Source organism: Streptomyces sp. BE303, assembly GCF_036290945.1.
GTDB lineage: Bacteria > Actinomycetota > Actinomycetes > Streptomycetales > Streptomycetaceae > Kitasatospora.
In genome coordinates this window covers 1-322 of the sequence record NZ_JAQYWZ010000568.1, presented here as the reverse complement: position 1 = coordinate 322, position 322 = coordinate 1, and the positions used below count along the sequence as shown (strand labels likewise).

Annotated in this window: 1 protein-coding gene; it reads left to right on the top strand. The window is 74.2% G+C overall.

The features are described 5' to 3' along the window. A partial coding sequence (locus tag PUR56_RS12745; protein WP_329948977.1) for a beta-ketoacyl synthase N-terminal-like domain-containing protein occupies positions 1-322 on the top strand: 322 nt, incomplete at both ends.

Sequence of the window (322 nt, the reverse complement as noted above, 5' to 3'; positions counted from 1 at the left end):
GGGCGGGGCCGAAACCCCCCAGGACCACAGGGACCAGCAGGCCACCCGGACCCACCCCAAGGGCGGGTTACCCACCGCCCCCGGCGGGGACCCGGAATCCCACAAACACCCCGACCCCGAGCACCCCCGCACCACCTACTCCCGTGAGGGCGGCTTCGTGTCCGCCGCCGTTGTGTTCGACGAGGGGCTGTTGGGGATCTCGCGGCGCGAGGCGCTGGCGATGGACCCGCAGCAGCGGTTGCTGCTGGAGACGTCGAGGGAGGCGATCGAACGGGCCGGGGACGACCCGCAGTCGCGCCGCGGCGAGCAGGTCGGCGTGCGC